Below are 1016 nucleotides of genomic sequence, written 5' to 3' on the forward strand. Positions count from 1 at the left end.
GCGGCCAACCCGTACCGTCGCGCTGCTCGGCCCGAGCGCACCGCCTCCAGCCGGCTGACCCTGGCGCAGGCGCTGAACTCGCTGGGCACGGCGATCGCGCCGATCTTCGGTGGCCTGCTGATCCTGGGCAACACCATCAAGAGCGCCGACGAGCTGGCCGTGCTGCCGCTGGCCGAACAGGTCGCCTACCGCACCGCCGAAGCACAATCGGTGCAGGGCCCGTACCTGGGTCTGGGTATCGCGCTGTTTGCCCTGGCGCTGTTCGTGTTCCTGTTCCGCCTGCCGGCATTGACCGAGAACAGCGAGCAGGCCGACAGCGCCCGCCACAGCTACGGCGACGCGCTGCGCCATCGGCACCTGCTGTTCGGCGTACTGGCGATCTTCTTCTACGTCGGCGCCGAAGTGTCCATCGGCAGCTTCCTGGTCAACTATCTGTCGCTGCCCAACATCGGCGGCTTCAGCGAGCAGGAAGCCACCCACTACGTGTCGCTGTACTGGACCATGGCGATGGTCGGCCGCTTCGCCGGCTCGGCGCTGCTGGTGCGGTTCTCGCCGCGCAAGCTGCTGGCCCTGTTCGCGCTGGTCAACGTGGGCCTGCTGGCCCTGACCATGGGCAGCCAGGGCAAGGTCGCGCTGTACTCGGTGGTGGCCACCGGCCTGTTCAACTCGATCATGTTCCCGACCATCTTCGCGCTCGGCATCGAGCGTCTGGGGCCGCTGACCAACAAGGCGTCCAGCCTGCTGATCATGGCCATCGTCGGTGGCGCGCTGGTGCCGTTCCTGCAGGGCCTGCTGGCCGACCGTATCGGCGTGCACCATTCCTTCGTATTGCCGTTGCTGTGCTACGGCTATGTCATTTTCTACGGCCTGGTCGGTTCCCGTTCCAGCGTCGGCAACAGCCAGGGAGGCTGAGGCCAGATGGGCAAGATTGTTTGTTTCGGCGAAATTTTGATCGATCTACTAGCGCAGCCGCCGGCCTCGCCGGACACCCCGCGCGCGTTCCTGCAGTACGCCGG

1 protein-coding gene is annotated in these 1016 nt (G+C 66.3%); it reads left to right on the plus strand.

Annotated features, from left to right (window positions below; translation table 11 throughout):
- Window positions 1-912: sugar MFS transporter (locus JCM9942_RS16735; RefSeq protein ID WP_054660966.1), on the plus strand; the 912-nt coding region annotated here is incomplete at its 5' end.
- Between the last annotated feature and the right edge of the window lie 104 nt (window positions 913-1016).

The sequence above is a fragment of the Stenotrophomonas pictorum JCM 9942 genome (genome assembly GCF_001310775.1).
GTDB classification, from domain to species: domain Bacteria; phylum Pseudomonadota; class Gammaproteobacteria; order Xanthomonadales; family Xanthomonadaceae; genus Stenotrophomonas; species Stenotrophomonas pictorum.